Genomic DNA, 25,487 nt, shown 5'->3' with positions numbered 1-25,487 from the left:
TTGCAACGGGGGAGTTGATGGGTCACCGAACTGGGCCGGCGCTGGCCTTGATGCTTCTCACGACGAGCGCGCTTGGGGGAGTCGCGTACGCGCAGTCTGCGCCGCCGACAGAGCTTCCGGCCCCCCAAGACCCTGCCAACTCCGCCGCGCCAGGGAGCGCGCCCGGCGCGACGTCAAGTTCGACGGTCAGCCAAGTCGTTGTGACAGGCTCCCGCGTTCGATCGCTGGAGCAGTTCACGCCGACGGGCAGCCGCCTCAACCTGTCGGCGAAGGATACGCCGGCCACCTTGGACGTCATCACCTCCCAGACGATCACGACCCGCGGCTATCTCACCGCAGAGGAAGCGGCCGACAGCCTGCCGGGCGTGACCTCCGGTGGCACGCCGGGTGACCTGGTGAACTTCCACATCCGCGGCTTCTCCGGCGACGAAATCCAGATCCTCCACAACGGCATCTATGTCGGCCCGTCGGACCTGATCGCCAGGCCGAACAACACATACAACCTGGAGAGCGTGCAAATCCTGAAAGGCCCTGCCTCGGTGTTGTACGGGCAAGGCGCCATCGGCGGCGCGATCAACATCGTGAACAAGGCGGTCACCTTCGGCGACCCTAAGTACGAGGGTCTGTTCTCCTACGGCACGTTCAATACGGCGCAGGTGGGTGCGAGCGTGGATGGCACGGTGGCGCCCGACGTGGCGGCCAGGGCGGATGTCAGCTACCTGCGATCTGACAACTACATCCAGCGCGCCCAGAGCGATTCCTTCGACGCCACGCTCTCCGCGCTGTGGAGACCGAACGCCAAGCTGGACGTGCAGCTATCCGTCGACTACCTGCAAGACCACCCGTTCCCCTACTACGGCGACCCGCTCTTCCCAACCAGCTTCGCCACCGATCCTCTAAAAGGTGTGGTGGACACCAAGTTCGGCTACACGCTCGACAAGCGTACGAGCACCGTGAACTACGACGTGTCCGACTACACCATCGAATCCCATCAGTTCTTCCCGCAGCTTCTGGTGAAATACCAGATCAACGACTACGTCACGTTCAATAACTTCCTCTACTTCTTCAAGGCCGATCGGCGCTGGCGGAACGCCGAGACCTATCTGTTCGATCCGGCGACGAGCCAGATCAACCGCGACCGCTTCTTCGTCGATCACAATCAGGACATCGAGGGAGATCAAGGCGACTTGACGCTCAGCTATCCGATCCTCGGCTTCAAGAACAAGCTGAACGTCGGTTATGACTACAGCCACCTGGACTTCAAGCGCACGAGGGGCTTCCCCGACAACGACGAAGTGGACCCCTTCCATCCTGATCCGGGTCTGTTTCTCCCCGGCCTGCCGCCTGGCGGAAACCGCCAACCGCCTGCGGGCGTCAGCCCCACATTCTGGAACGACCCGGCCGTCTTTTTCGAGGACATCTTCAATCTGACCGATCGATTGAAGATCGTGACCGGCGCCCGCTATGATCATCTCAGCCTGGACCGCCAGAACTTCACGGCGATCGGCGCCTTCAACGCCAGCTCCAGCTTCAAGCGCGTCTATGATCCCTTCACCTACCGGATCGGGGCTGTATACGACATCAACAAGTACATCACGCCCTATGTCTCCTTCACGACCGGGCAAGACCCGGTCAGCTCCGACATCTTCATCGTCAACGCGGGGCAGAACTACAGCCTTAGCCGCTCCAAGCAGATCGAGGCCGGCGTGAAAGCCAGCGCGCCTGACAACCGGGCGGACCTCACCCTCGCCGTCTACGACATCGAGCGGCGCAACGTGCTGACCACCAACGGTGAGGACGTGGCCGCGACCGCAGGCAGCGAGTATTCCAAGGGCGTGGAGGTCTCCGGCGATGTGCGTCTGACCGACGACTTCACCGTCAATGCGAACGCCTCCTACGACGACGCGACCTTCGGGAAGTTCACCACGTCGGACGAATACACAGGCGCCCCCATCATCGCGAATGGCTTCGAAATGCCGGATGCGCCCAAGTGGGTCGCCAACGTCTGGGCGAGCTACACCCATGTGGCGGGCCTTCCGCTCGAACTCGGAGGCGGCGTGCAGTACGTCGGCGATCGCCAGGGCGACTACGCCAACGACGAGACGCTGCTCGCCTACGCGATCGTTAACGCTTATGCGACCTACAGCCTGACGCCGCATATCGACCTCACGCTTCGTGCCGACAACCTGGCGGACACGACCTATGCTCAGGCGACCGACATCAACTACGAGCACCAGATCGTGCTCGGCCCACCGCGCTACGTCGAGTTCGACGTCCACGCGCGTTTCTAGCCGCAGGGCCATGCTCAAGACCTTCGTCTGGCTTCACCGCTGGCTCGGCGTCGTTCTGTGCCTGCTGTTCGCGATCTGGTTCGCCAGCGGCGCCGTGCTGCTCTTCGTGCCCTTCCCCTCCCTCGACCCAGGTGAGGCGCGGGCGAGGGCGGACCCGGTGGCGCCCGGCCGGGTGACGGTCCGGCCCCAGGTCGCCCTCGCGGGCGTTCGTGGGGGGACCTCGCTGCGCCTGGTGGGAAGGCTTGGAACACCGGTCTATGTCGTCGGGTCGGCGACCGGCGACCGGGCCGTGTCAGCGGAAACCGGAGCGGCCTTGGCCGAACTCACGCCGGGGCAGGCCGGGGCGATTGCGAGCCGCTTCGGCGGCGCCCCGGCCAGCCGCGTGGTCGGGCCGATCCGCTATGACCAGTGGATCGTGCACCAGGCTTTCGACCACGCCCGTCCGCTGTACCGCGTCTCCCTGGCCGACCGGCACGCCACCCAGCTCTACGTCTCGGCGCAGACAGGCGAGGTGGTGCAGGAGACCCGCGGCTATGAGCGAGCCTGGAACTGGCTCGGCGCCGTGGTCCACTGGCTCTACTTCACCCCGCTGCGCCGGTTCTTCTCAGCCTGGGACCAGACGGTGTGGTGGGTGTCCCTGGTCGGGCTGGGGATGACCGTCGTCGGGATCGGCCTTGGCGTGTACCGTACGGCCAAGAAGATGGGCAGCGAACGCCCAGCCGTCTCCCCGTTCAAGGGCTGGCTGAAGTGGCACCACATCCTGGGCCTCAGCGGCGGCGTGGTGGTCCTGACGTGGATATTCAGCGGTTGGCTGTCGATGGACCATGGCCGGCTCTTCTCGCGAGCGACGACCCCGGAGCGCCGCCTGGCGGCTTACGAGGGGACACCGCTCGCAGAGGCTTTGGGGCAGGTCGATCTTGATCGCCTCCGACGGCTTGGGGACGCGACCTTGGTCAGGTTCAGCGTGGTCGGCGGCCGGCTTGTCGTCGCAAGCCTTGGGCCTTCAGGCTCCAGCGTCCTGGTTGGGGCCGACACCCCGCTCAGCAGAACCTCTGCTGTGCTCGTGACGAAGGCGCTTCAGGCAGCCTATCCCGAGAGCCACGTGTCGCCCCCTGAGGCTCTGGGGCCGGACGACTTCTACGCCAAGGCCGAAGGGGCGCCGGCGGGGACAGAGAGCTACCGGCTCACCGGCGCGTACCAGGCGCGCGTGTTCGTCAATCCGGCGACGGGAGAGATCGTCGCTGTCGTGAACCGCAGCCGGGCGGCCTACGACTGGGTTTACTACGCCCTGCACTCGTTCAATTTTCCGGGGTTGCTCGCCCTGCCCGTGCTGCGCGCCTTGATCGTCCTGCCCCTTCTGGCGCTCGGCTTCGCCCTCTGCATCACCAGCATCGTCGTCGGCATCCGCCGGCTTCGCATCGTCGCTGCGGCTTAGGCCGCATCTATTCGGGAGGCTGAGCATGAAGGACACCTTGTTCCTGCTGAAGCCCGGGTTTTCCAATGCCGGACTCGGCCCCCTGTACTGCGGCGACTCCGTGAGCGTCGAGGGGATGCTGAGCTTCTTCCCGGGACTGCGTGAGAAGATCGACGTCCGTTACATCGACTTTGCCCGGCCGCGTCAGGACCTTGTGAGCCGTCTCGGAGAAGACAACCAGTCCGTCCCGGTCCTGGTCCTCGGCGATGGCGTCATCGTGAAGGACAACGGGATCGTGCCGCAAAAGGCTGGAGATGTCCGCTTCCTGGCCGACGAGCGCCTGATAAGGCGCTACTTCTCAGCCCAGTACGGCCTGCCTCAGGCCGGCTGAGCGCTTGGCTCGAAGCGGCCGACCAGCCGATGCTCAGCGCCGGACTGCCATAGCCTGGCGAGCGTCACCGGCTGCTCGCCGTTCCACGTGCGCCGTTCCACCAGCAGGCACGCCGCGCCCTCCCTTACGTCCAGGAGCTTGGCGAGCCGTCCATCCGCCTCATGCGCGGAGATGGCGTGCTCGGCCTGCGTCCAGGGCACGTGGGCGATCAACCAGGAACCAGGTCCCATGGTCTCCAGCGGCTGGCAGGTGATCTGAGGCGCGGCGTCCACATTGATCAGCCGGTCCTCGACCTGGAACGGGCGTCCATCGGCCGTGTGCAGGCAGGTCATGCGGATGATCTGGACGCTGCGCTCCACGCCGAGCAGCGCGCGGTCCTCTGGCGAGTCTCCGACAAAGGCGCACGACAGTAATTCGTAGCCATAGACGGCGTCGCGGCGCCGGACGATCTCGGCCGTGTCCCAGATCTCGAAGACGGGTCGCTCCCCGGCGAGGGCGGAGACCACGGTGCCGATCTTGCGGCGTCGCTCGACCACGCCTTCGTTGGCCAGGCTCTGCATGGCCTTGGCCACCGTCATGCGCGAGGTCTGAAACCACTCGGTGAGCGCCAGTTCCGCCGGCACCCGCGAGCCCGGCCGCCACGCGCCGCTGAGGATCGGACGGGAGATGGCGCGCCGGATCTGAAGCCAAAGCGGGCCGTCGCCATCCAGGATCAGGTGGGCCAGGCGCCCGTCCTGCTCCGCCTGGGTCGGCTTTACCTCGGCCGTGCTCAAAGCCTACCTCGTCGATGGACCTGGAACAGGGTCACGATGACCTGCGGTATCGTAGCCTGGATGGAAGAGGGATGCACGTGGTGTGCTTCATCTCCTCCATCGACAGTTATCGGTCGACTGAACCCTTGTGAATCCACCAAAATCTGAATCCACCAAAATCCTATTGACTCGCAAGTCGCGGTCCTAACCCAAGCCATCCACCATCCTCCGCAAACGCGCCTGGGAGCGCGTGGCCCGATCGGCCGATCGGTCACTCAGGTCGGTCTGCGCCGATCCTCGCCAACAGGCAGCCCCGATCCGACATCAGGGGCTGGAGCGCGTGGCTGCGGCCCAAGGCGGCCAGGGCCGTGGGGTCGCAGCTTGCTATGGCGTCTCCGGCGTCCAGCTCGTCGGGGTCGTGCACGACGGTGACCGGCAATCCTCGCTGGCCCGATAGGTCGGCATAGAACTTCAGCATGGGATTATAGGCCACAAAGCCCGCATTGTTGTAGAAGCCGCCGTCCAGCACTGTCAGCCGGGCGCCGACGCCCAACCTCGGACCCTCAGCGCGGATGCGGGCCAGGAACTCGCCATAGCGCAGGTGGGCGCCTCCGAACTCGCCCGCGTCCCGGCTCGGCGAGGCCTGGGCGTACCAGACCCCGCACAGCGCCCCGCCCGCCAGCACGGCGGCGACGACGGCCCGCCCGGCGCCGGCCCAGCCTGGCCACCTCCGCTGCAGCCCTCTCAGGGCGTCGGTCAGGCCCAGGCCCGTGATCAGGCTCAGCAGCGGGACCAGCGGCGTGGCGTACCATTCCATCTTGCTGCGTGAGGCCGACAGCACCACCAGAAGCGATGCGGCCGCCAGGCCGCAGGCCAGCACCAGGCTGCGCCGCCGCAGGTCCCGGCCGAACAGGGGCAGCAGCGCAAGCCCGGCCAGGGCTGCGCAGGGCTCGGCCGACTGGAGCAGGGTGCGCAGGTAGAAGTGCCAGCTGCCGCGGTGGTTCTCGGTGATCTTCAGGAAGCGCCCGCCCAGCTCGTTGTCCGCCACGGCGGAGAGATAGCCGGGGTCGTAGGCCTCCCGGGTCAGGTAGTAGCCGCCGGTCACCGCCAGGAACAGCGCCGCCGCCGCCCAGGTGCGCGCGTCCCTGAGGAAGCCGCCGAACGCCCTTGGCCGGCTGAGAGCGTACAGGCCCAGCCCCGGCAGGGGCAGGAGCGCCGCCACCCCCTTGGTCAGCACCCCCAGCGCCATCAGGGCGGCGGCGGCGAACAGCCAGCGCGTGCGACCGCCCTCGAACGCCTGCCAGAAGCACAGCACGTAGCCGAGGAGGAAGGCGCTCTCCAGGGCGTCGTAGTCGCCGGTGCGTGCGGCGTGGGGGCCGATGTAGATCACTGCGCTCAGCAGCAGCATGCCGCCCGCCAGAGCCGCCAGGCGGTCCCTCATGGCGAAGCGCAGCACGCCCCAGACCGCGCCGACCGTGGCCGCCGCCGCCAGCCAGGAGGTGAGCCGCAGCGCGACGAGCGGCGGCAGGCCCAGCCGCAGGCCCGCGGCCATGGTCCAGATCAGCAGCGGCGGCTTGGTGTTCCAGTGGTCGACCGCGCCGAGGTAGGTGGGGACCAGCCAGCGCCCGTGCAGCGCCATCTCCAGGGCGTTGTTGGAATTGCGGCTCTCGTCCCAGAGCTGCATGGGCAGGGCGTTATAGCGAACCAGGAATAGCGCGGCCCAGAGCGCCGCCAGCAAGGCCAGGGCCAGCACGTCCCAGCCCGAAAAGGCCAGGGACGGGCGGCGCGGACCCGCGTCGGGCGCCACGCGAGAGCGGACCGGCGAGGTGGCCTCGGGCGGCGCGGTGTCGAGGGCCAGCGTCATCCGGCGGTTCCATTGCAAGCTTGGTACGGGCTAGCACCCGGCCCGCCAACGCCGCGTAAACGCCCGCCTCGAAACGGGAACAGGCGCGCCTCCGGTCCACAGTCGGGCTATAAGGCGACAGGCGGGCGCCGGCCGTTCATCCAGGGGTTAGGAATGTCTGGTCTGCTACAGCAACCGGCCTCCCGCCGCGAGGCGGAAGGCGGCGGCCCCATCCACGGCATGGACATGACCCTGCAGGACCCCCCCGCCGCACCCGAGCTCCAGATGCGATCCGCCGCCACGCCGCCCGGCGTCCTGGTGCTGTCGGTGGTGGCGCCCTGCTACAACGAAGAGGGCTCGCTGCCCGCCTTCGTGGAGCGGATGTGCGCCGCCGCGCGGCGGGTGGCCGGCGACGCCTTCGAGCTGGTGCTGGTCAACGACGGGTCCAAGGACAAGACCTGGCCCTGCATCCAGGCGCTGAGCCTCACCCGGCCGGAGCTGGTGGGTGTCAACCTGTCGCGCAACCACGGCCACCAGCTGGCCGTCACCGCCGGTTTGGGCCTGACCCAGGGCGCGCGGGTTCTGATCATCGACGCCGACCTGCAGGATCCGCCCGAAGTCGTGGCCGCCATGATGGGGCGCATGGACGAGGGCTATGACGTGGTCTATGGCCGCCGCCACTCGCGAGGCGGGGAGAGCGCGTTCAAGCTGGCCACCGCCAAGGCCTTCTACCGCCTGCTGCACTCGGTGTCGGAGGTGGAGATTCCCCAGGACGTGGGCGACTTCCGCCTGATGAGCCGCCGCATCGTGGACCGGCTGAACGCCATGCCCGAGCAGGACCGGTTCCTGCGCGGCATGGTGGCCTGGCTCGGTGGCCGCCAGACCGAGGTGCTGTACGACCGCGACGCCCGCCACGCGGGCGAGACCGCCTATACGCTCTCCAAGATGGTGCGGCTGGCGGTGAACGGGCTGACGGGCTTTTCCACCGCCCCGCTGAAGATCGCCGTGGTGCTGGCCTTCGCCGGGATCGCCCTTGCCGTGCCGATCATCGTCTATGCTCTCTACGGCGCGCTGATGGGCCACTCGCAGAAGGGCTGGGCCAGCCTCGCGCTGATCCAGGTCTTCTTCGGGGTGGGCCAGCTGGGCTGCCTGGCGATCATCGGCGCCTATCTCGGCCGCATCTACACCCAGGTGAAGGGCCGGCCCCTGTTCATGGTGGACGAGGTCGTTCGCCGCGCCGCCGCCCCCTCGTGCGAGCCCTGAAGGCCGTCGTGGATATCGCCGAATTCGACCGCTTCGCCGACGAATACACGGCCACGCACGCGGGCAACATCCGCCTGAGCGGCGAGACACCGGATTATTTCGCCCGCTACAAGATCGAGGAAATGCGCCGCCGGTGGGACGCCCAGGCTCGGCCCGAGCCCTCCGCCGTGCTCGATTTTGGCACGGGCATCGGCAATTCGCTGCCCTACCTGGCCAAGCTGTTCCCCGGCGCCGCGATCACCGGCGTGGACGTCTCGCAGCGCAGCCTGCAGGTGGCGGCGCACCGCTTCCCGGGCGTGGCGCACCTGCTGGCCTATGACGGCTCCGCGATCCCGCTGGAGGGGGGGAGCTTCGACCTGATCTTCTCCGCCTGCGTCTTCCACCACATCGACCAGGCCGAGCACGGCGCGATCTTTGCGGAGCTGCACCGGCTGCTCAGCCCCGGCGGCATGATGGTGGTGTTCGAGCACAACCCGGTCAACCCGGCCACCCGCTACATCGTGGCCACCTGCCCCTTCGACGAGAACGCGGTGCTGCTTCCCGCCGCAGCCCTGAAGAAGAGCCAGGCTGAGGCCGGGTTCCGCGAGGTGGAGGTGGCCTATACCGGCTTCTTTCCGGGGCCGCTGCGGGCGCTGCGTCCGCTGGAGCGCTTCATGACCGCCCTGCCTGTAGGCGCCCAGTACTACACGGTGGCCCGTGGCTAGGCGGCGCGCCGGGGCGGAGACGCCGTTCGAGGCCGAGCTCCGCGCCGTCCGGCGCTCGGGGCGCTTCGGCATTCCGTCCAAGGGTCGCGAGGCGGCGATGCTGCTGTCGCGCTTCGCCTCGGTCGGCCTGCTCAACACGCTGATCAGCCTGAGCATCATCATGGCCCTGGACCGCGGGCTCCGGGCCAATCCGCAGGTCGCCAACGCGGCCGGCTATGCCGTGGGCATCGCGTCGGGCTTCCTGCTCAGCCGCCGGTTCGTGTTCCGCAGCGCCGCAGGCTCCCGCGCCACCGCGCCCAAATACCTCCTGACCGTGCTGGCCGGCTTCTGCCTGAACCAGCTCGTGCTGGCGGAGGCGGGCCGGCTGCTGGGGGCGGGCACGCTGGAGCACCTGCTGGCCCAGCTCTGCGCCATGGGCAGCTATACGGTGAGCGTGTTCCTGGTCTGCCGCTACTGGGTGTTCCGGACCCCGATCGACCCGGTGATCGCCACGGCGTGACGGATCTCTTCCCCTCTATGGGAGAAGGGTCTTGTAGGCTGGCGAATCTCGCTCATGCGGCAGGCGAAGAGAGCGGGGCTTACGCAGCGCCGCTCCCTCGCGCTAAGCTCGGCCTTTCAGCCCTGGGACCCCGTATGACGCTCGCCGCCGCCGCTCCCGTCCCCGCCGTCGACGCGCGGGTGGAGCTGACGATCCGGGGCCTGATCCTGGGCGGGCTGATCACGCTCGTGTTCACCGCGGCCAACGTCTATCTGGGGCTGAAGGTCGGGCTGACCTTCGCCTCCTCGATCCCTGCGGCGGTGATCTCCATGGCGGTGCTGCGGATGTTCCGCTCTACCTCCATCTTCGAGAACAACATCGTGCAGACCGTGGCCTCGGCCGCGGGCACCCTGTCCTCCATCATCTTCGTGCTGCCGGGCCTGGTGATGGTCGGCTGGTGGAGCGGCCACATCCCCTTCTGGCAGACGTTTGCGGTCTGCGCCGTGGGCGGCGTGCTGGGGGTGATGTACACCATCCCGCTCCGTCGTGCGCTCGTCACCGAAAGCGACCTGCCCTACCCGGAAGGCGTCGCCGCCGCCGAGGTGCTGAAGGTCGGCGTCGGCTCCCGCGCCCACGAGGCGAAGGCCGCGGCCGAAGGAAGGGCGGGGCTGATGGCGGTGCTCTGGGGCGCCATCGCGTCCGGCGGCTTCGCGGTCATCGCCGCCATGAAGCTCTTCGCCAGCGAGGCGGGAGCTTACTTCCGCATCGGACAGGGCGCCACGGGGCTGAACCTGTCGCTCTCCTTCGCCCTGCTGGGCGCGGGCCACCTGGTGGGGCTGCAGGTGGGGATGGCCATGCTGGTGGGGCTGGTCTTCTCCTGGGGCGTGGCGGTGCCTCTGTTGACGAACCTGCACCCGCACGCGGGCGCGGCCGCGGACCTGGCGACCTCGACCTGGTCTCATCAGGTGCGCTTCATCGGCGCCGGGGCCATCGGGGCGTCGTCCCTGTGGACGCTGGGCAAGCTCGGCAGGCCGGTGATCGGGGGTATCCGCTCTTCGCTCGCCGCCTCGGCCAAGACCTTCGGCGGCCAGGGCGCGGACCTGCCCCGGACCGAGCGCGACATCCCTCTGCCGCTGGTCGGCCTGATCTGCCTGCTGACGCTGGCGCCGCTCGCGGCGCTGCTTACCGTCTTCCTGCACGGCGGTCCGCTGGCGGCGCTGACCGTGCCGCTGGTGGCGGGGGCGGTGCTCTACATCGTGGTGGCCGGCTTCCTGGTAGCGGCGGTGTGCGGCTTCATGGCCGGGCTGATCGGCTCTTCCAACAGCCCGGTCTCGGGCCTGGCCATCCTGGCGGTGCTGGGGGCCGGCGTGCTGCTGCTGGTGCTGGCCGGCCATGCGGCGGGGCCGGGCGGGCAGGCGGCGCTGGTCGCGTTCGCACTCTTCGTCACCGCGATCCTCTTGAGCGTCGCCACCATCGCCAACGACAACCTGCAGGACCTGAAGACCGGCCAGCTCGTCGACGCCACCCCCTGGCGCCAGCAGGTGGCCCTCGTAGTCGGCGTGTTCATGGGCTCCCTGGTGATCCCGCCGGTGATCGACCTGCTGAACCGGGCCTACGGCTTCGCCGGCGCGAGCCACTTCGGCCACGCGACGCTCGCCAACGCCCTGCCGGCCCCCCAGGCGACGCTGATCTCCGCATTGGCCAAGGGCGTGATCACCGGCCAGCTGGACTGGAGCCTGATCGGCGTCGGGGTTCTGGTGGGGATCGTGCTGATCGTGGCGGACGAGGCGCTGCGCGCGTCCAAGCGGGGCTCGGTGCCGCCATTAGCCGTAGGGCTCGGCATCTACCTGCCGTCGTCGACCACGGCGTTCGTGGTGGTCGGCGCGGTGTGCGGCTGGCTCTACGACCGTTGGGCGGAGCGGCTGCCCAACCGGGAGGGGGCCAAGCGGCTCGGCGTGCTCCTGGCCTCGGGGCTGATCGTGGGCGAGAGCCTGTGGGGCGTGGCGCTCGCCGGCCTGATCGTGGCGACGGGCAGGGGCGAACCGCTGGCGGTGGTGGGCGACGGCTTCGCCAAGGTCGCGGTGTGGGTGGGCCTGGCCACCTTCGCGGCGATCACCGCGGGGCTGTACCGCTGGATATCCGGCGTGGCGCAGCGGCAGGGGTGACGGCTTCCCTCTCCTCCCCTGCGAAGCGGGGGAGCGGGACCATGCGCAGCATGGTGGAGGGGGCGTCGCCGCATCCAGTTCCAGATGGGCCGAGGGAGACGCCCCCTCCGTCACGGCGCGTCCGCGCCGCGCCACCTCCCCCGCTCCGCAGGGGAGGAGAAACAGCACGCATCTTGCGAGACCCCGCTTGCGCCTGAGCCTTCCCGGCGCAGGCGGATGAGGCCGCAAACGTGCGCAAACCGTTTCAGATCAAGGACCTCCCCTCCGGACCCGTCGCAGCCCCCAGCCGGGCTGCGCGCCCGCAAGTCCGTTTCCGCCCTGCCGCACATCGCCCGGCGGCAAATCCTGCCGCCCTCACCTCCGAGGACGCCGCCGCATGAGCGTCTCCCTCTCCAGCATCCTGAACATCGCCACCTCCGGGCTGGAGGTGGCGCAGACGGGGCTGAACACCGTCTCCAACAACATCTCCAACGTGAACACCGCGGGCTATGTGCGCGAGGTGGTGAACCAGGGCTCGCTCAGCGTCGGCGGCCAGGGAATCGGGGTCAGCGTCCAGGACATCGCCCGCACCACCAACCAGTTCCTGGAGGCGGCCAACCTGAAGGCCACCGCCGACAGCTCCGGCGCCGGGATCACCTCCTCCATGCTTGACCAGGCCCAGAGCCTGTTCGGCGACCCCACCAGCACCTCCTCCTTCTTCGGCCAGCTGGACAGCGTCTTCTCCGCCTTCTCCACCCTGTCCTCCAGCCCCTCCTCCACCGCCGGGGCTGCGGCGGTGAGCCAGATCACTCAGTTCCTCAGCTCCTCCCAGGCCATCAGCGCCGGCCTCGGCCAGCTCGGCGCCCAGGCCGACGCCGGCATCACCAGCGACGTGACCACGGCGAACGCCCTGCTGTCCCAGATCGCCAAGCTGAACGGCACCATCTCCCAGGCCACCGTCTCCGGCGGCGACGCTACCGGCGCCCAGAACCAGCAGAGCGCGCTGATCGGCCAGCTCTCGGGGCTGATGAACGTGAACGTCTCGACCACCGCCACCGGCGGGGTGACGGTCAAGGCCTCCGACGGCACGGTGCTGGCCAGCGACCAGGGCGCAGCCACTCTGAGCTATGACGGCTCGGGCGCCACCGGCCAGATCATCGTCACCCCTGTCGGCGGCGCGCCGCAGGCGCTGGGCGCGCGCCTGAGCAGCGGGGAACTCGCCGGCCTGGTCAGCCTGCGCAACACCGAGCTGCCGTCCATCTCCAGCCAGCTCGCCACCCTGACCAGCCAGACTGCGGTCACCCTGAACCAGGTCTCCAACAGCTATTCCAGCGTGCCGGCGCCCCCCACCCTCGCGGGGCGCAACACCGGCATGGACCTGACGAGCGACGTCTCCAACTTCACAGGCCAAACGACGGTAGGGGTGGTGAACGGCGCGGGCGTGCTGCAGTCCAGCGTCGCCATCGACTTCTCCGCCGGCACCATGATCGCCAACGGCGGGACGCCGGTCGGCTTCACGCCGGCGAGCTTCCTGTCCACCCTGAACAGCCAGCTCGGGGGCGCGGCCACGGCCAGCTTCTCCAACGGCGCCCTGTCGATCAGCGCGGCGTCGGCCAGCAACGGCGTGGTGGTCGCCGACGACGCCACCGCGCCCAGCAGCAAGGCCGGGCAGACCTTCTCGGACTTCTTCGGCCTGAACGACCTGGTGTCCTCGGCCACCCCCGCTGACTATGCCACGGGCCTCACCGCCGCCAGCGCCAGCGGCTATCCCGCCGGTCAGTCGATCAGCTTCCGCCTAACCGGCGCGGACGGCTCCACGCTGAAGGATGTGACCGTGCAGACGCCCGCGGGCGGCGCCATGGCTGATCTGGTGAACGCGCTGAACAGCCCCACCAGCGGGGTCGGCCTGTATGGCGCCTTCCAGCTCGACGCCCAGGGCCAGCTCAGCTTCACCGCCACCGGCGGGTCCGGCGTCAGCCTGTCGGTGCAGTCCGACGCCACCGCCAACACCGCCACGGGGACATCGATCAGCCAGCTGTTCGGCATCGGCTCCGCAGCCCGCACCGCCGCGGCCGGCGGCTATGCCGTGCGCAGCGACATCGCCGCCAATCCGGGCCTGCTGCAGACCTCCGCGGTGACGCTCGGCGCGGCGTCCGGGACCTCGGTGCTGGCGGCGGGCGACACCTCGGGCGCGGACGCCTTCGCCACCGCCGGCCAGACCTCCATCGCCTTCGCCGCGGCGGGACAGGCTGCGGCGGGCAGCACCACCCTGTCCGGCTACGCGTCCAACCTCAGCGGCGACATCGCGACCAAGGCGGCGGCCGCCGACAGCGCCGCCACCAGCGCCTCCGCCGTCGCCACCGAGACCCAGACCCGGCTGAGCTCGGCCGAGGGGGTGAACGTGGACCAGGAGATGATCTCGCTGACCACCTACCAGCAGGCCTACAACGCCTCGGCGCGCCTGATCCAAGCCACCTCCTCGATGTTCACCACCCTGATGAGCATCACCTCGAACTGAGCGCACAGCCCATGATGAGCCCCATCTCCACCGCCAGCCTCTACGGCTCGCTCGCCGCCAACATCGGCGCGAGCCAGACCCGGCAGGCCAACTACGCCGCCGAGATCAGCAGCGGAGAAGTCTCCACCGACCTGGCGGGCTATGGCGCGACGGCGGGCACGCTGACGGCGGTGAACAGCGTGTCCGCGCGCCTGACCAGCTACGTCGCCAACGCCCGGGCGCTGTCTGGCAAGCTGGACGTGCAGGACCAGGCCCTGTCCCAGGTGGCCACCGCCGCCCAGTCGTCCCGGAACGCGGTGGCCGAGGCGCTGGCCAACGACAGCGGCGACGACCTGATGAGCGCGCTGCAGGCCCAGCTCTCCACCGCCGCGGGCGCGCTCAACACCCAGTACGACGGCCAGTACCTGTTCTCCGGCGGCCAGGCGGATACTGCGCCCGTGGCCGCCGGCCAGCTCTCGGACCTGACCGCCGCCGGCCCGCTTTCCTCCATCTTCAAGAACGGCCAGACCGCCCAGGTCAGCCGGCTCGACGACAGCACGGTCGTGAAGACCGGCGTGCTGGCCAGCGACGCCGGCGGCCCGCTGATGAGCGCGCTGGCCGCCGTCCAGGCCTACGACGCCGGACCCAATGGGCCGCTCAGCGGCACGCTGACCACCGCCCAGTCCAGCTTCCTGACCGGGGTGCTGTCGCAGTTCGACACCGCCATCAGCGCCTCCAACACCACCGTGGCCGACAACGGCGTGGTGGCCCAGGAGGTGACCGAAAAGACCACCCAGCTCACCGACCAGCAGACCGCCATCGCCGGTGTGGTCAGCAACATCACCATGCCTGACGAGGCGCAGGTCGCGACCCAGCTCAGCCTGGCCCAGACCACGCTGCAGGCCTCGGCGCAGATCTTCTCCAGCCTGCAGAGCGACAGCCTGCTCCAGGTGCTGAGCCCGGCGACCGCCTGACGCAGCGTAGAGGGAGGCGGTGCGTTCAGGCTCGGCCATGTTCGACCGACGCCAAATCCCCAACCTGCTGACCCTGTCCCGCATCGCCTGCGGGATGGCGGTGTTCGCGCTGATGGCGGCCCTGGCCGGCGGCGGCGCGCGGGGGCTGGCGGACTGGGCCTTCGCGCTCTTCGCGCTGGGCGCCGTCACCGACTTCTTCGACGGCTGGCTGGCCCGGCGCTGGCAGGCGGCCTCCGCCTGGGGGACCGCGCTCGACCCGATCGCCGACAAGATCGCGGTCCTGGCCGCGGTGCTGGGGCTGGTGCTGGCGGGCGCCGGCGCGGAGGTGGCGATCCCGGGCTTCCTGATCCTGTTCCGGGAAGTGTTTGTCTCGGGCCTTCGCGAGGCCGGAGCTGGGCGGGGGGTCAAGCTTCCGGTCACCTGGCTCGCCAAGTGGAAGACCACGGTGCAGCTGGTGGCGCTGTCGCTGGCCCTGCTGGCGACGGGGCTGGAATCGGGGCCGCTGGCGCTGGCGGCCACCCTGCTGCTCTGGCTGGCGGCGGCGATGACGCTGTGGACCGGCGTCCAATACGCCCGGGCGTTCAACCGCGCAGCATAGGCTGCCCCAGCGGAAGGTCCGGCGTGGATGGCCCGGGCGTCGCCTGGCTAGTCCGCGCCCGCCGACGGATGCGCGGCCGCCATCCTGGCGGCGACGTCCTCGAAGGCCTTCTTCTCGGCCCGCGTGCATTTCACCCGGGTGCAGTAGCTGTCCTCGACGCCGCTCATCATCTGGGGCAGGTAGGTCAGCACGCTGCCCACCGTCTGCTGCAGGATCAGCGGCATGCGCCGGGCCGCCAGCCGCCCAGTGGGCGAGGCGTAGAAGGTGAGCATAGTCTTCAGCTGATCGGTGGTGAAGTCGCGGGTGATGCGCGACACCGCCTCGGCCTGCAACTGGGGCGTGATGCCGGTCAGTCCGTCGCCGACGGCGGCCACCATGGCCTGGGCGTGGGCGGGGTCGCGGGCCGACATGGCGGTGGCGAGCTGGACGCTCAGCCCCGCGGTCAGGCTGCGGGCCTGGGCGCGGAGCGCCGGCGCCCCGGTGATGTCGAACACCTGCTGGGCGAGCGCCAGCCGCTCGCCGTTCACGTACGCGGACCCAGGCGCGCCGGACACCACCGGCGGCGACAGGCCGACGGGGTCCGGGGCGGCGGTGGAGAGCGGTGCGTCCTGCGCGCAGGCGGACATGGCCACACCCGTCGCCGCGACGAGGGTGGCGGCAATCACCGCGGCCCGGAAGCTGGACATGGGACCTCTCAATTCGGCTCAGCCGGCCGGGACGAGCCCGGCGCCGCCCTTGTAGACGACGCCGCTCTTCAGCACGACATCGACGTGCTGCAGCGCCGCCACATGCGCCAGGGGTTCATCGCTGACGGCGATGACATCCGCATAACAGCCGACCTGCACGCAGCCCGCCTCGCCGCTGGCCGGCGCAAGGTCGAATGCGTTTCCGGCCCCGGCTCAAGCACCCCCTCGCCCGCGACCTGCGCCTCGGCTTTTCAGCTTCCCCTGGCGGCGGCCTTTGTCTATAGCGACGCCCTTCGCCGCCGTAGCTCAGTGGTAGAGCGCATCCTTGGTAAGGCTGAGGTCCAGGGTTCGAATCCCTGCGGTGGCACCATTCTTTCGAGAACCGGACGCACTCTACGGCGCACCGCCGCGCGGCTGACGGCTCGCCATGCCGCATCGCGGGTCCGATCTGGGCAGGGTCGGCTTGCCAGAGCGTCGCAAGCCGGGTGACGCCGCGTCTGCTAGAGCTGTAGTCTCGCAGGGCAATGCACCGCTCCCTCAGCGCGGGTGGAAAACAGTCAGATGCTGCCCCGCGCCATGTCCAGAATGTACCCCGACGGGAGGCGATCGTGACGTCATCGCCGCAGACAGCCGACGTGCTTCTGGCAGGCGCCGGGCTCGCCAACGGGCTTATCGCGCTGCGGCTGAAGGCGACCCGGCCGGAGCTGCGGGTGGTGGCTTTCGACCAGCGTGAGCCCGAGGTGGAGGACAGCCACACCTGGTCTTTCTTCTCCACCGACGTGCCGGCGCCCGTACGCGCCTGGCTGGAGCCGATGGCCGCTCACCGCTGGGACGGCTACGAGGTGCGCTTCCCCGGCCAGCGCCGCCGCCTTACGACCGCCTACGCCTCCCTGACCGGCGCGGCGCTGCACGGCGTGCTTGAGGCGGCCCTCGGCGAGGACTTCAAGCTCGGCCGCAAGATCATGTCGGTGTCGCCCGGTGGCGTGGAGCTGGAGGATGGGGAGAGCTGGCGCGGGCCGCTGGTGATCGACGGACGAGGCGCCCGGCGCTCCGCCGCCCTGACGCTGGCTTGGCAGAAGTTCCTGGGCCTGGAGCTGCGGCTTGAGCAGCCGCATGGGCTGGAGCGGCCGGTGATCATCGACGCCGACGTCGAGCAGCACGATGGGTTCCGCTTCGTCTATCTGCTGCCCTTCGACGCCACGACCATGCTGGTGGAGGACACCTACTACAGCTCCGGCCCGCGTCTGGACCCCGCAGCCCTGGAGGGGCGGGTGCTCGCCTACGTCGCCGCGAAAGGCTGGCGGGTGGCCGAGGTCGTGCGGCGCGAACAGGGCGTGCTCCCCATCGTGCTCGACGGCGACATGCACGCCTTGCAGTCCGAGGGCGTCGCCGGCGTACCCATGGTGGGGATGCGCGCGGCGCTGTTCCATCCCGTGACCGGCTACTCCCTGCCGGACGCCGCGATCCTGGCCGATCTGATCGCCGGCGCGCCCCAGCTGACCAGCGCCGCCGTGCTGTCGCTGGTGCAGGCGCGGGCGCGGCGTCGCTGGCGTGAAAGCAGGTTCCTGCGCGTGCTGAACCGGATGCTCTTCCTGGCCGCCGACCCGCCGCAGCGCTACAAGGTGCTGCAGCGGTTCTACCAGCTGTCCCAGCCCCTGATCGAGCGCTTCTACGCGGGTCAGCCGAACCGGCTTGACCAAGCGCGTATCCTGATCGGCCGCCCTCCCGTACCCTTGGGCCGCGCTCTCCGCGCCCTGCCGAGCTCCTCCGTTCATACGCGCGCCAAATCCACCAGCTGAGCGCGGCCGCCGACTGGATCAGGCGGGCGCAGGTGCGGCTGGGCGCCGCCTGATCAGCAGGAGGTGGTCAGCTGCCGTAGAGCGCGTCCCCAGCCTCCCGCCGGACATGGCGGCCGAGCGCCATTCCGAGCGCCGCCGCTGCTTCCTGCGAAGCACAGGCCGCCTCGCCTTCGCGCCGCCAGACCTGCGCGCCGTCGGGCGTGAGCGCCTCGCCCACGAACCGCATTGCGCCGTCCGACCAGCGGCCCAGCGCCCCGATCGGCGTGCGGCAGGAGCCGTCCAAGGCCGAGAGGAAGGCGCGCTCGGCGGTGACCTCCAGCCGGGTGGGCAGGTCCTCGATCGGGGCGACCAGGACCAGGGCCAGGGCGTCGTCTGCGCGCGCGGTGATCGCGAGCGCGCCCTGTCCGCAGGCCGAGGGTGTCTCCCAGGGGTCGATCAGGCAGCGGGCGTGCCGCTCCAGGCCGAGGCGCCGCAGGCCGGCATAGGCCAGAAGGGTGGCGTCGAACACACCGTCGGCCACCTTGCGCAGCCGCGTCTCGACATTGCCGCGCAGCATGGAGATGCGGAAGCCGGGACGGCGCGAGAGGAGCTGAGCCTGGCGTCGCAGGCTGGCCGTGCCGATGTGCGCGCCGTCCGGCAGCGCGGCGAGCGAGCCGGCCTCGCCGAGGCAGATGAGGGCGTCGCGGGGGTCCTCGCGCCGGGGGGTCGCGGCCAGCACGATCCCATCCGGCAGCTGCGTGGGCAGGTCCTTCATGGAATGGACGGCCAGTGCGATCCGGCCCGCCAGCATCGCCTCGTCGAGCTCCTTGGTGAACAGGCCCTTGCCGCCGGCCTCGGTCAGGGCGCGGTCCTGGATACGGTCGCCGGTGGTGACGATGGGCGTGATCTCGAAGGTCCGGCCCGGATTGGCGGCGGCCAGCGCGTCGCGCACCAGGCCGGTCTGGACCAGCGACAAGGGGGAGCCACGGGCCCCGATATGGACGGTCGAGGCCACGCCGCTCACCCGCGCTTGATCAGGTCGACGAGGGTGGCGAGGTGCTCGGGCTTGGCCTCGGGGGTGATGCCGTGACCGAGGTTGAAGATGTGCGGCGAGCCGCGGAACGCTTCGATCACCTGGCGCGCGCCAGCCTCCAGCGCCGCGCCGCCGCAGACCAACAGCATCGGGTCGAGCGCACCCTGCAGCGCCATGCCGACCGGCGCCTCGGCCCTCGCGAAGGCGGCGGGTGTCTGGGTGTCCACGCCGAGCGCGGTGACGCCGGTCTCGCGGGCGTAGCGACCGATCAGGGCCCCTGAGCCGCGGGGGAAGCCGACCACCGGCACGCCGACGCCCAGCGCCCGCAGCCGCGCCATCAGCGCCTTGGTCGGCGAAAGGATCATGCGCTCGAACAGGGGCTCGGACAGGCCCTCCGCCCAGCTCTCGAAGAGCTGCAGGCAGTCGGCGCCGGCCTCGACCTGGGCCTGGAGGTGGCGCGCAGTGGCCTCCACCAGCACCGCCAGCAGGGCGTCCACGTCGGCGGGGCGTTCGTAGGCGGTGCGGCGCGCGAGATCCTTGTCGCCTCCCTTGCCCTGGATCATGTAGGTCGCCACCGTCCATGGCGCGCCCGCGAACCCGATCAGCGCCTTGTCCGATGGCGCCTCGGCGCGAAGCCGCCGCACGGTCTCGTAGACCGGGGCGAGGAACGGGACCACCCGGTCGACGTCGCCGAAACGCCAGTGCTCAAGACCGGCCAACGGCTCCAACCGCGGGCCGGTCCCCTCCACGAACCACACTTTGCGGCCGAGCGCGTCGGGGACGACCAGGATGTCGGAGAACAGGATGGCGGCGTCGAGATCGAACCGGCGCAGGGGTTGCAACACCGCCTCGACCGCGAGGTCAGGCGTGTAGCAGAAGCTCAGGAAGTCCTTCGCCTTCGTGCGCAGCTGGCGATATTCCGGCAGGTAGCGGCCGGCTTGGCGCATGATCCAGACCGGAGGCGGATCGACCCGCTCTCCGTTCAGGACCCGGATCATGACCGGCGCGGCTGTGCGTACGCTCAGGGTGGAAGCGTCCAGAACCGTGGCGGTCAAACCGGGGCCTCATGATCGATCATCCCTGGCCCTGCTCGGGCCACGGGGCTGCCGGTCGCCGTGGCCAAGCCGCTTGCGCCAGGAGGTCTAGGCCCGGAGCTTCGAGACTGCATGCCCCGCATTCGCACTGGGGCGCCTGGAGCAGGGCCGGCCGAGCGCGAACTCATCTGGGATAGGCGCTGGGCGGGTCTCCGACGAGCTTCGCCGCCGCGGCTTCCGCCTGGTCCGGATCGCGGTCATATATCGCCGTCGCCAGATGTCGGTGACGATCGACATCGTCCATCTGCTCTCGCGCCGTCTGCTTCTCCATGGCGTAGATCCAGAAGCGGGTGGCTATGTTCTGCAGCGAGAGGACGTAGCGGGCCAGGAGCGGGTTCTGCGTGGCGGTGGCCACCCGCCTGTGAAAGGTACGGTCCATGGCTAGAAGGATCCGGAAGTCGCCGCTGTCGATGGCCGCCTCGGCTCCGTCGAAGGACGCGCGGAGTTGCGTCAGCTGCTCGTCTGAACCGTTGCGTGCGGCAAGCGAGGCGGTCTTGGCTTCCAGCATGCGCCTGACTTCGAAGGCGTGCTCGATCTCCCGGATGTCGAGCGGGGCGACCACGGTTCCCACGCGGGGCCGGCGGAGCACCAGGCCTTCCAGGGCCAGCCGGTTGAGCGCGTCGCGCACGCCCGCGAGGCCGCAGGCGTAGCGCGAGGCGAGCGCCTTTTCGTCGAGGACGCCGAGAGGTCTCAGCTCTCCCAGGATGATGTCGAGCAGGAGCTGTTCGTACACGCGCGCCCTGAGCAGGCCTTCGGGCCAGTCGCCCGTCTCGGTGGCGCTGGTCGCCGGGCCCTTTCTGTTCGAGGCGGCAAGCAGGGACGTCGGGACGGCGCCGTCTGAAATGTTAGTCGGCACGGATCTCAGGAAAGCTTGGCCGCTCATGCCGCGCAGCTTACCCACGAGCTATGAGGACGCCTAGCTCGAATCCCTCTTCGCGCTCGAGCCGTGTGAGGCGGTGGGCGCTTGCCGGGCTCTCGGCGGCCATTTCGGCTGGGACAGCCGCCGAAGCGCGCGCGCAGTCCGCCTATAATGACGCGCGCGCCGCCGCCCCGTCCCAGGCCGGCGAGGTCGTGGTCACGGCCGAGCGGCGGAGCACCGCGCTAGAGAAGACCGCGCTGGCGATCAGCCTGATCCCTGCATCCGACCTCGACCGGTCGTTCATCCACGACCTGGCGGGCCTGAACGCCATCGTGCCAAGCCTGGAGATCACCCACGCGGCGGGCTTCGAAAACCTGGTCTCCATCCGAGGCGTCGGCTCGGAGACGCCGGAGAACGCGCTGACCACCTCGCCGGGCGTGTCGCTGTTCGTGGACGGCGTCTACATCGCCAACACCATCTCGCTCGATCAGACCCTGTTCGACGTGGACCGGATCGAGGTGCTGCGGGGTCCACAGGGTGCGCTCTACGGCCAGAGCTCCATCGGCGGCGCCATCAGCATCCTGACCCAGCAGCCGAAGCTCCGCAGCTTCGACGCCCAGGGCGGCGCCACCGCCGGCGACTACGCCCTGTTCCGCGAGCGGGCGGAGGTGAACATCCCCATAGGCGACACCTTGGCCCTGCGCCTCTCGGCTCAGGCCTTCGACCATGACGGCTTCACGCAGAACCTGGCCATTCCTCAGAACCGGCTGGACGACGCCCACGACGTCAGCGGCAAGGCCGCGGTGCTCTGGAAGCCGAACGACCGCTTCTCCGCCACCCTGACCGGCATGGTCTACCACTCCGACCAGAACGGGGCGGCGCAGAAGAACATCCTGGAGCTAAGCACGCCAGGACTGGAGGACCCGCGGGTCGTCGACCAGGACTATCCAGCCCACTTCGACCTCCTGACGCAGCTCTACCATCTGAACCTGCAGTGGGAGCTGGCGGGCGTCACCGTGAAGTCGGTCACCGCCTACCAGAGCCTGGACCATGTGCAGCAGGAGGACAGCTCCCGCAGCGCCTTCACTCGTCTCGGCCAGTATGACGACGTGGCCGCCTGGAACACCTCCCTGAAGAACTACACCGAGGAGTTCGACCTCCTGTCCCGGCCGGACGCGCGTCTGGAGTGGACGGCCGGCGCCTTCATCCTGGCCCAGACCAGCCGCCAGTTCATCGCCGAGTTCGAGGGGAAGACCGCGCCCACGCCGGCGAGCCTCACCGTCGCGTCCGACATCGAGTCCGCGCCGCCGGCCAACCTCAGCTACGGCAACGACACCCGCCTCTCGCGCCAGTCCTATTCAGGCTTCGCCCAGCTCACCTATCACCTGACGCCGAGGCTGCGCCTGACCGCAGGCGGACGGCTGAACCACGACGCCTATGAGCAGGACAGCTTCAACTTTTCAGGCTTCGGCTCGGCGACCGTCAGCCACGGCTACAACGACACGGTGGGCACCTGGCGGGTGCAGGCCGATTACGACCTCACCCCCCGGAGCCTCGTCTATGCAAGCGCGGCGCGGGGCTACAAGCCCGGCGGGGTGAACGGGGACAATGGCCAGCTGGTGGTTCCCGACACCTTCACGCCGGAGACCAACACCGCCTTCGAGCTCGGCTCGAAAAGCAGGTTCTTCGGCCGCAGCCTGCAGCTGAACCTCGCCGCCTTCTACTATCTCTATCGGGACATGCAGTACATCGAGTACGACCCGGTCCCTTTCCAGAGCGGCATTTCTAACATCCCCTCGGTCCACACCTATGGCCTGGAGGGCGAAGCGGCCTATGTCGCTCTCGGCGGCCGGCTGCACCTGGACGCCAGCCTGGCGCTGGAGAACGGCCGGGTGCAGGGCGATTACCGCTCCATCGACTCCACCGTCGCCAACGGCATCGAGCAGACCGCCGCCTGCGGCTACGGCTACAACCCGGGCTGCTACCCGGCCGTGATCGCCGCCGCCCGCGACCTCCAGGGCAAGACGCCGCCCGACATGCCCAAGGCCTCCGGCGCCATCAGCGCCGCCTACACCTTCGACGTGCCGGCGCTGGGCGGCCAGCCCGCAGGCGCGCTCACGCCGAGCGTCCAGTACGTCTATCGCGGGAGCGAGTGGGCGCGCGTCTTCAACGAGCCGGGGCTGGACCGGGTCGATCCCTACGGCGTCACCAACCTCAACCTCGACTATGTTCCAGGGACGATGGGGCTGAAGCTCTCACTCACAGTGACCAACGCCTTCGACGTGGACGGCGTGAACTCGCGCTACACCGACCCTTACGGCACTGGCCAGACCAGCCAGCAGTACATACCACCCCGCCAGATTCTCGGCACGGTCTCGTACGCCTTCAGGTGAAAGATCAGCCTCTCTCCGGATTGCGGAACGGCGCGCCGAGCGGCTGACCGCGTCCGGGACGCCAATGCCGGAGCGCCCAGGCTACGGAGGGAAAGGCAAGATCGTCCCAGGGGATGTCATCCCAGCTGAACAGCGCAACCTCGAGACTCTCGGGGCCTGCTCCGAACTGTGATCCCATCAGGCGCGCCCGGTAGATGATCTGGACCTGGGACAGGTGGGTCAGGTCGTAGACCGCCAAGATGCCGTCCAGGCTCAGCTCGCACTCGGCCTCCTCGCGGGCTTCACGCTTGGCGGCGGTGTCCGTCGGCTCGCCCGTCTCCATGTAGCCCGCGGGGAGCGTCCAATAGCCCAGCCTCGGCTCGATGGCGCGCCGGCAGAGCAGGATCTGCTCGCTTGATCCCTCGCCCTGAACGACGACGCTTCCGACCACGATGCGGGGGTTCCGGTAGTCCACGAAACCACAGGCGCTGCAGACGCTGCGTGGCCGATCCTCGCCCGCCGGCGTCTCGATGCGAAACGAAATGTCTTGCAGCACCATCGCCCCACATCCCGCCGAGAGGAGGCTTTGGCAATCGCCAAAAGCGCGAATAGCCAAATCCGGCCAGTTCCAAGTCGAGGGCGGAGGCGAAAGCGCAAGCCGACGCTCTTTGAAGCGCAATCCGCTCCCCTATCTCCCGAAGACTATAGCCTGGATTGCAAAGGCCTCAGGGGACGTTCGACACGAAGAGGGGCGTGGATCGGGGCGCCGTGTCGTGCGACAGATTGATGGCGTGACCGCTACCGACCCGCAGAGAACCTCCGGTCATGTATCCATTGGGAGAGCACCCACTTCTCGCCGGCCTCGACCGGTGTTCCAGCGTGCAGGGTCGCCTTGTCAGGACGACCGTCACCGTCGAGATTACGAAACCACAAGGCGTCGCCAGCCTTGGCCCTGATACTTAGCTCGACTTTCGGGAAGATGGTGCGGCCGCCCTCGTAATCGTCGTTGAGGTACAGAAGAAATGTAGACGCGCGTTCGCCTTCGTAACCCCCAGGGTCGCTTTCATCTTTGCGCCTGAGAAAATCGTAGTGCGCGCTAAACTCTTCGCCCACCCCATAATGCAGGATTTGCGGCGGTTCGAAACGCTCGATAGCGGTTTCAACGATCTGGCCGATGCGGGTTCGAACAAGGCTTATGATGACGTCGGCATTCAGGATGTTGATCATGAAGGTACTGCAACTCCTGCTCCCATCGGACTTAGGCTGTCCTTCATAGCCGACTTGTACGAGGGCAGGTTTGAGGCCGGTTGCAGCGCGGCTGATAAGCCAGCGGCATACCTGGGAGGGTACGACATTGGAGACGTGCCGGATGAGTGGATCTTGCCGTAAGTCCATGATGCCTGGCTTCTCCAGCCAGACTCCGATGTTTATCGCGTCGCGTATGTCGGACCAGTTCATCGTCGAGCTGAACTGAAGCTTGTGGTGCTCATCAACAAGGAGCATCAATTGATCTCTGGCGAAACCAGATCCGAGATTGGCTGCCAGAAGCAATAGCTGGGCGGCCTTGGGTAGGACAGTTGCAATATCCCGCCCTGTAGCCGTCATCGCCGCCAGGCGCAGGAGAGCGTCCACCGATCCTTCTTGCGCCGCCCAGTAGAGCCTCTTGATTGCCTCCTGAGGTGCATGCGGCGCCTCGCGCCCGATAAGCAGTTGCTCGGCCTCCTTCACCGCCGCTCCCAGAATGGCGTCTTTGTCTGCAAGCTTCAGCACTATTGCTCCATGGCAATCAATGGCTTAGCAAAACGCCCACGAGTGGCTGGAAGATCAGGTGTGTCGTAAGGTGACCCGTCTCAGCCGCCATGAACCCGCGCCTGATGTAGAGCCCAGCCCAGACCATCCCCGGCGCGAAGTAGCGAAGCATCTGATAGGGAAGAACGGAGACGGGGGCGGGAGAAACGGACCACAGGTTGATTGCGACGTTGACGCCTTGGGCGAGCACGAACGCAGCCCAGAGCAGGGCTCCATCCGAGATGTCCCGTCTGGCCTTGCTGAACAGGATCAGCACGTTCGCCAGCAGCGAGCCGAGGAACAACCGGTACATGACTTCCTCGTTGAACGCATGCGCCATGTAGACCGCCGTACGGGCTTGCCATGGCTGCCGGACCATGGCGTTCAGATAGGCGGGGTCGAGTGCAGGCCGAAACGCCCGGTCCAGGCCTGCACAGGCAAGTGCGACGCCCAACGCCGCGATCATCGGCGTCAGAGCCCAATGGCGCTCGTCTGGACGGGGCATGATCCGAAGCCCGACACGGCCGC

At 68.7% G+C, this 25,487-nt stretch carries 22 protein-coding genes and 1 tRNA gene; 13 read left to right on the top strand and 10 right to left on the bottom strand.

Annotation, left to right across the window (positions count from 1 at the left end; all coding sequences use genetic code 11):
* Positions 1-200 precede the first annotated feature (200 nt).
* From HUV06_RS05080 to HUV06_RS05070, 3 genes are read left to right on the top strand one after another with little or no spacing between them, the layout of a single operon-like run.
* A complete protein-coding gene (locus HUV06_RS05080) occupies positions 201-2,291 on the top strand; it encodes a TonB-dependent siderophore receptor (protein ID WP_174300189.1) in 2,091 nt (696 codons plus the stop codon).
* A gap of 10 nt (positions 2,292-2,301) precedes the next feature.
* Positions 2,302-3,726: a PepSY domain-containing protein gene (locus HUV06_RS05075; protein WP_174300188.1), complete on the top strand. Its 1,425-nt coding sequence runs from the start codon at positions 2,302-2,304 to the stop codon at positions 3,724-3,726.
* A gap of 25 nt (positions 3,727-3,751) precedes the next feature.
* Positions 3,752-4,096, top strand: coding sequence for a DUF3088 domain-containing protein (locus HUV06_RS05070; protein WP_174300187.1), 345 nt, complete (start codon positions 3,752-3,754; stop codon positions 4,094-4,096).
* Here HUV06_RS05070 and HUV06_RS05065 read toward each other — a convergent pair.
* Together HUV06_RS05065 and HUV06_RS05060 are read right to left on the bottom strand one after the other, a co-directional pair.
* Positions 4,084-4,869: a UTRA domain-containing protein gene (locus tag HUV06_RS05065; RefSeq protein ID WP_254600885.1), complete on the bottom strand. Its 786-nt coding sequence runs from the start codon at positions 4,867-4,869 to the stop codon at positions 4,084-4,086. The genes HUV06_RS05070 and HUV06_RS05065 overlap by 13 nt on opposite strands.
* A gap of 250 nt (positions 4,870-5,119) precedes the next feature.
* Positions 5,120-6,712 (bottom strand): glycosyltransferase family 39 protein, encoded by a 1,593-nt coding sequence (locus tag HUV06_RS05060; protein ID WP_174300186.1) that lies wholly within the window; start codon positions 6,710-6,712, stop codon positions 5,120-5,122.
* A gap of 153 nt (positions 6,713-6,865) precedes the next feature.
* Here HUV06_RS05060 and HUV06_RS05055 point away from each other — a divergent pair, with 153 nt between their 5' ends.
* The 7 genes from HUV06_RS05055 (at position 6,866) to pgsA (ending at position 15,349) form a co-directional block, all read left to right on the top strand.
* Entirely contained in the window at positions 6,866-7,954 is a 1,089-nt protein-coding gene (locus HUV06_RS05055) for a glycosyltransferase family 2 protein (RefSeq protein ID WP_174300185.1), read from the top strand.
* Positions 7,955-7,962: 8 nt separating this feature from the next.
* Positions 7,963-8,658 carry a class I SAM-dependent methyltransferase gene (locus HUV06_RS05050; RefSeq protein WP_174300184.1) on the top strand — a complete coding sequence of 232 codons (696 nt, stop codon included), beginning with the start codon at positions 7,963-7,965 and terminating at the stop codon, positions 8,656-8,658.
* Entirely contained in the window at positions 8,651-9,157 is a 507-nt protein-coding gene (locus tag HUV06_RS05045) for a GtrA family protein (protein WP_174300183.1), read from the top strand. Before HUV06_RS05050 ends, HUV06_RS05045 begins: the two co-directional genes overlap by 8 nt.
* Before the next feature lie 134 nt (positions 9,158-9,291).
* Positions 9,292-11,301, top strand: a complete 2,010-nt coding sequence (locus HUV06_RS05040; protein ID WP_174300182.1) for an OPT family oligopeptide transporter — start codon at positions 9,292-9,294, stop codon at positions 11,299-11,301.
* 376 nt (positions 11,302-11,677) lie between these two features.
* The gene (flgK, locus tag HUV06_RS05035) at positions 11,678-13,798 is read left to right on the top strand and encodes a flagellar hook-associated protein FlgK (RefSeq protein ID WP_174300181.1); all 2,121 of its coding nucleotides are present in this window, start codon (positions 11,678-11,680) and stop codon (positions 13,796-13,798) included.
* An 11-nt stretch (positions 13,799-13,809) separates the two neighbouring features.
* On the top strand, positions 13,810-14,751 hold the full coding sequence (locus HUV06_RS05030; RefSeq protein ID WP_217433637.1) for a hypothetical protein: 942 nt from the start codon (positions 13,810-13,812) through the stop codon (positions 14,749-14,751).
* Positions 14,752-14,788: 37 nt separating this feature from the next.
* A complete protein-coding gene (gene pgsA, locus HUV06_RS05025; protein ID WP_174300179.1) occupies positions 14,789-15,349 on the top strand; it encodes a CDP-diacylglycerol--glycerol-3-phosphate 3-phosphatidyltransferase in 561 nt (186 codons plus the stop codon).
* 47 nt (positions 15,350-15,396) lie between these two features.
* On the opposite strand, the gene HUV06_RS05020 is transcribed toward pgsA, so the two are convergent.
* Positions 15,397-16,035, bottom strand: a complete 639-nt coding sequence (locus HUV06_RS05020; RefSeq protein ID WP_174300178.1) for a DUF2059 domain-containing protein — start codon at positions 16,033-16,035, stop codon at positions 15,397-15,399.
* An 18-nt stretch (positions 16,036-16,053) separates the two neighbouring features.
* On the bottom strand, positions 16,054-16,194 hold the full coding sequence (locus HUV06_RS05015; protein ID WP_174300177.1) for a hypothetical protein: 141 nt from the start codon (positions 16,192-16,194) through the stop codon (positions 16,054-16,056).
* Between the two features lie 136 nt (positions 16,195-16,330).
* Between HUV06_RS05015 and HUV06_RS05010 the strand changes: the two genes are divergently transcribed.
* Together HUV06_RS05010 and crtY are read left to right on the top strand one after the other, a co-directional pair.
* A tRNA-Thr gene (locus HUV06_RS05010) sits at positions 16,331-16,405 on the top strand.
* 238 nt (positions 16,406-16,643) lie between these two features.
* Complete coding sequence (gene crtY, locus HUV06_RS05005; RefSeq protein WP_254600884.1) at positions 16,644-17,834, top strand: lycopene beta-cyclase CrtY; 1,191 nt, start codon at positions 16,644-16,646, stop codon at positions 17,832-17,834.
* Positions 17,835-17,901: 67 nt separating this feature from the next.
* On the opposite strand, the gene hemC is transcribed toward crtY, so the two are convergent.
* The 3 genes from hemC to HUV06_RS04990 all read right to left on the bottom strand — a co-directional run bounded on the left by hemC (position 17,902) and on the right by HUV06_RS04990 (position 20,673).
* On the bottom strand, positions 17,902-18,828 hold the full coding sequence (gene hemC, locus HUV06_RS05000; protein ID WP_174300191.1) for a hydroxymethylbilane synthase: 927 nt from the start codon (positions 18,826-18,828) through the stop codon (positions 17,902-17,904).
* Between the two features lie 5 nt (positions 18,829-18,833).
* Positions 18,834-19,901, bottom strand: a complete 1,068-nt coding sequence (hemE, locus tag HUV06_RS04995; protein ID WP_254600883.1) for a uroporphyrinogen decarboxylase — start codon at positions 19,899-19,901, stop codon at positions 18,834-18,836.
* Between the two features lie 163 nt (positions 19,902-20,064).
* A complete protein-coding gene (locus HUV06_RS04990) occupies positions 20,065-20,673 on the bottom strand; it encodes a GntR family transcriptional regulator (protein ID WP_254600882.1) in 609 nt (202 codons plus the stop codon).
* Between the two features lie 215 nt (positions 20,674-20,888).
* Here HUV06_RS04990 and HUV06_RS04985 point away from each other — a divergent pair, with 215 nt between their 5' ends.
* A complete protein-coding gene (locus tag HUV06_RS04985) occupies positions 20,889-23,192 on the top strand; it encodes a TonB-dependent receptor (RefSeq protein WP_174300174.1) in 2,304 nt (767 codons plus the stop codon).
* Positions 23,193-23,196: 4 nt separating this feature from the next.
* Here HUV06_RS04985 and HUV06_RS04980 read toward each other — a convergent pair whose 3' ends face one another.
* From HUV06_RS04980 to HUV06_RS04970, 3 genes are all read right to left on the bottom strand, one after another.
* Positions 23,197-23,730, bottom strand: a complete 534-nt coding sequence (locus tag HUV06_RS04980; RefSeq protein ID WP_174300173.1) for an NUDIX domain-containing protein — start codon at positions 23,728-23,730, stop codon at positions 23,197-23,199.
* A gap of 239 nt (positions 23,731-23,969) precedes the next feature.
* The gene (locus tag HUV06_RS04975; protein ID WP_174300172.1) at positions 23,970-24,941 is read right to left on the bottom strand and encodes a 2OG-Fe(II) oxygenase; all 972 of its coding nucleotides are present in this window, start codon (positions 24,939-24,941) and stop codon (positions 23,970-23,972) included.
* A gap of 16 nt (positions 24,942-24,957) precedes the next feature.
* The coding region (locus tag HUV06_RS04970) for a hypothetical protein (RefSeq protein WP_217433636.1) at positions 24,958-25,487 on the bottom strand (530 nt) is incomplete at its 5' end.

The organism is Caulobacter sp. S45 (assembly GCF_903642205.1).
In the GTDB taxonomy this organism is placed as follows: Bacteria; Pseudomonadota; Alphaproteobacteria; order Caulobacterales; family Caulobacteraceae; genus CAHJWH01.
This window is presented reverse-complemented; position numbering and strand designations above follow the sequence as displayed.

Coding starts and splice junctions, on each gene's coding strand:
- HUV06_RS05075 (WP_174300188.1), top strand. CDS start 2,302: ATGCTCAAGACCTTCGTCTGGCTTCACCGCTGGCTCGGCGTCGTTCTG.
- HUV06_RS05070 (WP_174300187.1), top strand. CDS start 3,752: ATGAAGGACACCTTGTTCCTGCTGAAGCCCGGGTTTTCCAATGCCGGA.
- HUV06_RS05060 (WP_174300186.1), bottom strand. CDS start 6,712: ATGACGCTGGCCCTCGACACCGCGCCGCCCGAGGCCACCTCGCCGGTC.
- HUV06_RS05055 (WP_174300185.1), top strand. CDS start 6,866: ATGTCTGGTCTGCTACAGCAACCGGCCTCCCGCCGCGAGGCGGAAGGC.
- HUV06_RS05040 (WP_174300182.1), top strand. CDS start 9,292: ATGACGCTCGCCGCCGCCGCTCCCGTCCCCGCCGTCGACGCGCGGGTG.
- flgK (WP_174300181.1), top strand. CDS start 11,678: ATGAGCGTCTCCCTCTCCAGCATCCTGAACATCGCCACCTCCGGGCTG.
- HUV06_RS05030 (WP_217433637.1), top strand. CDS start 13,810: ATGATGAGCCCCATCTCCACCGCCAGCCTCTACGGCTCGCTCGCCGCC.
- pgsA (WP_174300179.1), top strand. CDS start 14,789: ATGTTCGACCGACGCCAAATCCCCAACCTGCTGACCCTGTCCCGCATC.
- HUV06_RS05020 (WP_174300178.1), bottom strand. CDS start 16,035: ATGTCCAGCTTCCGGGCCGCGGTGATTGCCGCCACCCTCGTCGCGGCG.
- HUV06_RS04980 (WP_174300173.1), bottom strand. CDS start 23,730: ATGGTGCTGCAAGACATTTCGTTTCGCATCGAGACGCCGGCGGGCGAG.